This window comes from Actinomyces sp. 594 (assembly GCF_019325145.1).
In the GTDB taxonomy this organism is placed as follows: domain Bacteria; phylum Actinomycetota; class Actinomycetes; order Actinomycetales; family Actinomycetaceae; genus Actinomyces.
This window is the reverse complement of sequence record NZ_PIZC01000020.1, coordinates 1-4894: the sequence shown is the minus strand read 5'-3', so window position 1 is coordinate 4894 and position 4894 is coordinate 1. Positions and strand designations below refer to the sequence as shown.

At 68.6% G+C, this 4894-nt stretch carries 5 protein-coding genes; 1 reads left to right on the top strand and 4 read right to left on the bottom strand.

All coding sequences use genetic code 11. From position 1 onward, the window contains the following. Positions 1-61 precede the first annotated feature (61 nt). The 3 genes from GZ998_RS02800 to GZ998_RS02790 form a co-directional block, all read right to left on the bottom strand. Positions 62-319 carry a GlsB/YeaQ/YmgE family stress response membrane protein gene (locus tag GZ998_RS02800; protein ID WP_219108855.1) on the bottom strand — a complete coding sequence of 86 codons (258 nt, stop codon included), beginning with the start codon at positions 317-319 and terminating at the stop codon, positions 62-64. 414 nt (positions 320-733) lie between these two features. Continuing rightward, complete coding sequence (locus GZ998_RS02795; RefSeq protein WP_161923419.1) at positions 734-2143, bottom strand: GntP family permease; 1410 nt, start codon at positions 2141-2143, stop codon at positions 734-736. A 50-nt stretch (positions 2144-2193) separates the two neighbouring features. After that, the gene (locus GZ998_RS02790; RefSeq protein ID WP_219108853.1) at positions 2194-2715 is read right to left on the bottom strand and encodes a gluconokinase; all 522 of its coding nucleotides are present in this window, start codon (positions 2713-2715) and stop codon (positions 2194-2196) included. Positions 2716-2932: 217 nt separating this feature from the next. Between GZ998_RS02790 and GZ998_RS02785 the strand changes: the two genes are divergently transcribed. Then, positions 2933-3649 carry a FadR/GntR family transcriptional regulator gene (locus GZ998_RS02785; RefSeq protein WP_219108851.1) on the top strand — a complete coding sequence of 239 codons (717 nt, stop codon included), beginning with the start codon at positions 2933-2935 and terminating at the stop codon, positions 3647-3649. Positions 3650-3721: 72 nt separating this feature from the next. Here the strand turns inward: GZ998_RS02785 and GZ998_RS02780 are convergent, their stop codons facing one another. Next, complete coding sequence (locus GZ998_RS02780; protein ID WP_219108849.1) at positions 3722-4756, bottom strand: AEC family transporter; 1035 nt, start codon at positions 4754-4756, stop codon at positions 3722-3724. Positions 4757-4894 lie beyond the last annotated feature (138 nt).

The window sequence follows — 4894 nt, the reverse complement described above, 5'->3', positions numbered from 1 at the left end:
GGTGAAGCCGCATTCTGCGGCTTCACCACGACCCTGCTTTCCCCGTCTGCCGACGGGCCGTTCACCGCCTGCGGGCGACGGCCAGATACACGTAAATGGCGACCATGGCCGCCACGAGCGAGAGCAGCCAACGGATCCAGTCGATCCCCGGGGTGTCCGCCACACCCAGCATCCCGGCCAGCCAGCCGCCGACGAAGGCGCCGACAGCGCCCAGGACAATTGTCCACAAAATAGACAGACTCTGGTCCCCCCTCATGATCAGCCTGGCCAGGGCACCGATGATGCCGCCGAAGATGACCATCCCGATGAGTTCACCCATGACGCGTTTCCCTTCGTGTCGAGTTGAACGACGCGCCCGTAGGCATAATGCCACACAGAGCACTGGCGCCTATACGCCTAGAAGCAACATACACTAGAATTGCCTAGGAGTGAGACCCCTCTCAACGGTTTGCAATACAGCAATCGCCCACCCATGTTTTATTCATTATCTTCTCATGCCAGGCCGATCATACTTCCGGGCGGCTCACGTATTTCCCGGGATTCCTGAACACCAGCTGGGACCGGAAACCGGATGGGTCCCCGCACATTTCGGCGGCGCACCGGTCCGCGCGGGCACACCGGCAACAGGGCGACAGGGCCGTAAAGCGCTCCGCGGGGCAGGAAGCTACCCCGCGGAGCGCTCTCTCCCCCGCCCGTGTCTGCCAGCAGCCCCGGCCGCATGGGCGGGAAACCGCTACAGCACGCCAAGCAGCAGGGCCAGCACCAGGACCACCACCAGCGCAGTCACTGACAGGATCGTCTCCATTAGCGACCAGGTCTTGAAGGTCTGCCCCACGGTCATACCGAAGTACTCCTTGACGAGCCAGAATCCGGCGTCGTTGACGTGCGAGAGGAACACCGACCCGGCGCCGATCGCCAGCACCAGCAGGGCCGCCTCCACCGGCGGCATGTCGGAAGCCAGGGGCGCCATGATGCCCGCAGCGGTAATCGTGGCAACCGTGGCGGATCCGGTGGCTAGGCGAACCGCCACCGCCACCAGCCAGCCGGCCAGGAGCGCCGGCACGGCGGCCTGCTCGAGCCAGCCGGCGATGATCGTGGCGATGCCAGACTCGATCAGCGTCTGCTTGAATCCGCCGCCGGCGCCGACAATCAGCAGGATCCCGGCGATCGGCCCAAGCGCGCCGCCTACGCGGGCGGAGATCTCATCGGCCGTGTCGCCCATGCGCACGCCGAAGACGAGGATCGCCACCAGCACGGTCAGCAGCAGGGCAACAATGGGCTGGCCCAGGAAGAGGGCAAAGTGGGCGAGCGGGTTACTGGAGCCGTCGGGCGACTTCGTCTCAACCAACGTCTCGACCACCGTACGCATGAGCATCAGCAGCACCGGCAGCAGCACAACGCTGATGGACACGCCGAAGGACGGCCGTGCACCGCTGCGCTCGCGCTGCTCGCTCCCACCAAGCGGCTCAGGCGCCTCGATCGGCACCCAGCGGGCCATGAGCCGGGCCGACAGCGGGCCCGCGACGATCACGGTGGGGATCGCGACCAGCAGGCCGAAGCCGAGGGTAATGCCGAGGTTGGCCCCGACGGCGTCAATGGCGATGAGCGGTCCGGGGTGCGGGGGCACCAGGCCGTGCAGGGCGGAGAGCCCCGCCAGGGCGGGCACGCCCACGAGCACCAGTGGCTGGCGGGCCCGCCGGGCCACCATCATCACCACGGGGATCAGCAGGACGATCCCCACCTCGAAGAACAGTGGAATACCGACTACGAAGGCGATCAGCGCCATGGCCCACGGGAGGCGGCTCGCCGAGGTGTGGTCCAGGATCGTGTCGACGATCTGATCCGCGCCGCCGGAGTCGATCAGCAGCTTGCCGATGATGGCGCCGAAGGCGATCAGTGTGCCCACGTCGCCGATGGTGGATCCCAGGCCGGAGGTGAATGCCGTGAAGGTGTCGGCCAGGGGGATGCCGGCCACCAGCGCAAGCACCGCAGATCCGAGCGTGAGCGCCAGGAAGGGGTGGACCTTGGTCCAGACGATCAGAACGATGATCGTGGCGATGCCGACCAGTGCGGCGAGGATCAGCTGTAAGTCATTGCCCGCGTGCGGCACGGCGTCCGCAGCGGCCAGGATTGTGTGCGTCATTGTCAATGTCTCCATGACGAAGATGGGTGGGGAACGGGGGACAAGAACGGTCAGGCCGGCGTGGCGGCCTCAAGCGCCGCGAGGATGGCCTCGAAGGTTGCCTCGGGCGTAGCACGCGAGACCACGGTGACGCCATCCTCGTCGTCCTCCAGGGGCTCGAGGGTGGCGAATTGCGAGGGCAGGAGAGCCGGGGGCATGAAGTGCCCCGCGCGGCGCTCCATGCGCTCACGCAGTTCCTCCTGCTCGGCAACCAGGTGGATGAAGAAGACGCGCCCGTCCGCCTGTGACAGCAAGTCGCGGTAGGCCCGCTTCAGCGCGGAGCAGGTGACGATGGTCTTCGTGCCGGAGGCCGCCTGCTCGCTCATCCAGTCGCGCAGGGACTCGAGCCAGGGACGCCGGTCATCGTCGTCCAGCGGGATGCCGCTGGACATCTTGTCGATATTCGCCTGCGGGTGGAAGTCGTCGGCCTCGGCCACGGGCCAGCCCAGCGCGCGGTGGAGGTTCGCTGCTGCGGTGGTCTTTCCACAGCCGGCCACCCCCATGATGACGAGGTGCTCAACGGGTTGGTTCATGGCGGGCTCCTTTGACTCCGTCGTCTACGTTGGGTACTACGATTATGCGGGTTTAGGTGCTACCTTTATATAGGTCTTAGGTCCTTGATTATGCGGGCGTCGCATCATGCATCTTGTCCAGAGCCGCTGAGTCTCCGGCGGTACCGGCCCGACGGCGCGGCAACGGCCGCCGCAGCCGACTCCGCACACGTTCTGACCCACTGCCCCGGGAGCGGCCATGACATCCTCAGTCCGACGCGGCGACATCCTTGACGCCCTCGGCCGCGCCATCGTCTCCGGCAAGCTCAGACCAGGAGAGTCCCTCACCCTTGACGACATCCAGTCCCAGCACGGCATCTCGCGCACCCTCGCCCGGGACTGCGTACGCACCCTGGAGTCGGTAGGACTCGTGGAGTCCCGCCGCCGCGTGGGGGCGATGGTAAGGCCACCTGCCGATTGGGCGGCACTGTCACCCCTGGTAATCCGCTGGCAACTCGACGCAGACCCCGAGGGACCGAAGTTCGGAGCGCTGACCGAGCTGCGCGCCGCCGTAGAGCCCGTCGCCGCCGCGGCCGCGGCCCGCCGCGCCACCGAAGCACAGCGCCTGGAACTACTGCGCCTGGCCAACACGATCCGCGAACAGGGAAGCACCGGATCCGTCGCCTCATACCTCGACGCCGATATCGCCTTCCACAGCCTGGTACTCACGGCAAGCCAGAACGACACCTTCGCCGCCCTCACCGAGGTGGTGGCCGAGGTGCTCAGCGGCCGCGCGCGGCTGGCCGACGCGCCCTGGCAGTCTCCTAAGCCACAGGCCTTGGAGCTGCACGTTCGCCTGGCCGAGGCAATCGCCGCGGGCAGGGTTGAACAGGCCGAGCAGCACATGCGCGAGATCGTGGCGGAGGTGCGCGAGGTACTGCTGGATCGTGGCCTACGGGGATTCCTCGCTACCTGATTCGACCGTGCTGCGGCCCGCCTGCCCGCGACCCGTACTCGCCGCCCGCACAGTCGGGCCTGCTCCGACGGTTCACAGCACCGCCGCGGCCACCAGCACCACCGGCACGAACCCCGCCGTCGTGAGCAGCACGGCATCCCGGGCCAGGGGCTTGGCCACCCCGTAACGGGAGGCGTACATGAACACGTTCTGCGCCGTCGGTAATGACGCCGTCGTCACCGGCATCAACAGGGCGGCACCGCGCAGCCCGGCCGCCAGCCCCAGACCCGCCGCCAGACCGGGCACGACCAGCAGCTTCCAACCCACCGCCCAACGCAGCGCGGTGCGGCTGGCGGCGTCGTGCACCGGCTCGGGCGGTACGTTGACGACGCGGGGCACGGCTCCGCCCGTTGCCTCGTCCTCCCCGACCGGCCCGGGCTTCGGCGCGCCGGCCACGCTCCGCGGCGGCCGCAGCCGGGATGCGGCCAGGCTCATGCCCAGCGACAGCATCATCAGCGGCACGGCGATCCGCCCCAGCGTGTCGAGCAGCTCGGCGAGGTGCCCGCGCAGCAAGGCACCCAGGTCGATGCCGCTCAGGTTCACCAGCACGCCGACCAGCACTGCGAGCACCAGTGGGTTGCGCAGCGGCAGCGTGTAGGTGGCGAAGCGGGAGGGACTGCCGCGCCGGGTCGCGGCATCCAGCACAGTGAAGGCGAGCGGCGTGAGGACCAGCAGTTGCAGCAACAGGATCGGGGCAACCGCGGTGGCGTCACCGAGTACCAGTACCAGCACCGGGATGCCCAGATTGGCGGCGTTGACGTAGGCGGAGGCGAGTGCCCCGATCATCGCCTCGGCCACCGGGCGGTGCAGTAGGCGGCGGTGCACGCACCAGGCGGTCGCCAGTCCCAGCAGCTCGGCCCCGACGGCGACGGCGGTGCCCACCGAGGTGACGGCCGCAAGGTCGGCGCCGACGAGGGTGGTGATCAGCAGGGCGGGCGTGGCGGCGAAGAAGCACAGGCGGGTCAGGACGGTGTCGGACCCCACGGGCACGGCCCCGGTGCGCACCAGCACCCAGCCCACCGCAATGACGACGGCGAAGACCGCCAGGCCCCCAACCACGTCAGCCACCGGTTCTCCCCAACCGCTCTTAGTCGACCGGCTCGAGGTCGATCCAGGTCCCGGCGTGGTCGGAGACGACGAAGGCGCGGGTCCCGCCGCCGACGGCGCGCAGCCGGGGCCCGGCCGGCAGACTGCCGCCGGGCGCGG

Excerpts from the sequence above, each read along its gene's own strand:
- GZ998_RS02785 (WP_219108851.1), top strand. The coding sequence starts at position 2,933 with ATGACATCCTCAGTCCGACGCGGCGACATCCTTGACGCCCTCGGCCGC.
- GZ998_RS02790 (WP_219108853.1), bottom strand. The coding sequence starts at position 2,715 with ATGAACCAACCCGTTGAGCACCTCGTCATCATGGGGGTGGCCGGCTGT.
- GZ998_RS02795 (WP_161923419.1), bottom strand. The coding sequence starts at position 2,143 with ATGACGCACACAATCCTGGCCGCTGCGGACGCCGTGCCGCACGCGGGC.
- GZ998_RS02800 (WP_219108855.1), bottom strand. The coding sequence starts at position 319 with ATGGGTGAACTCATCGGGATGGTCATCTTCGGCGGCATCATCGGTGCC.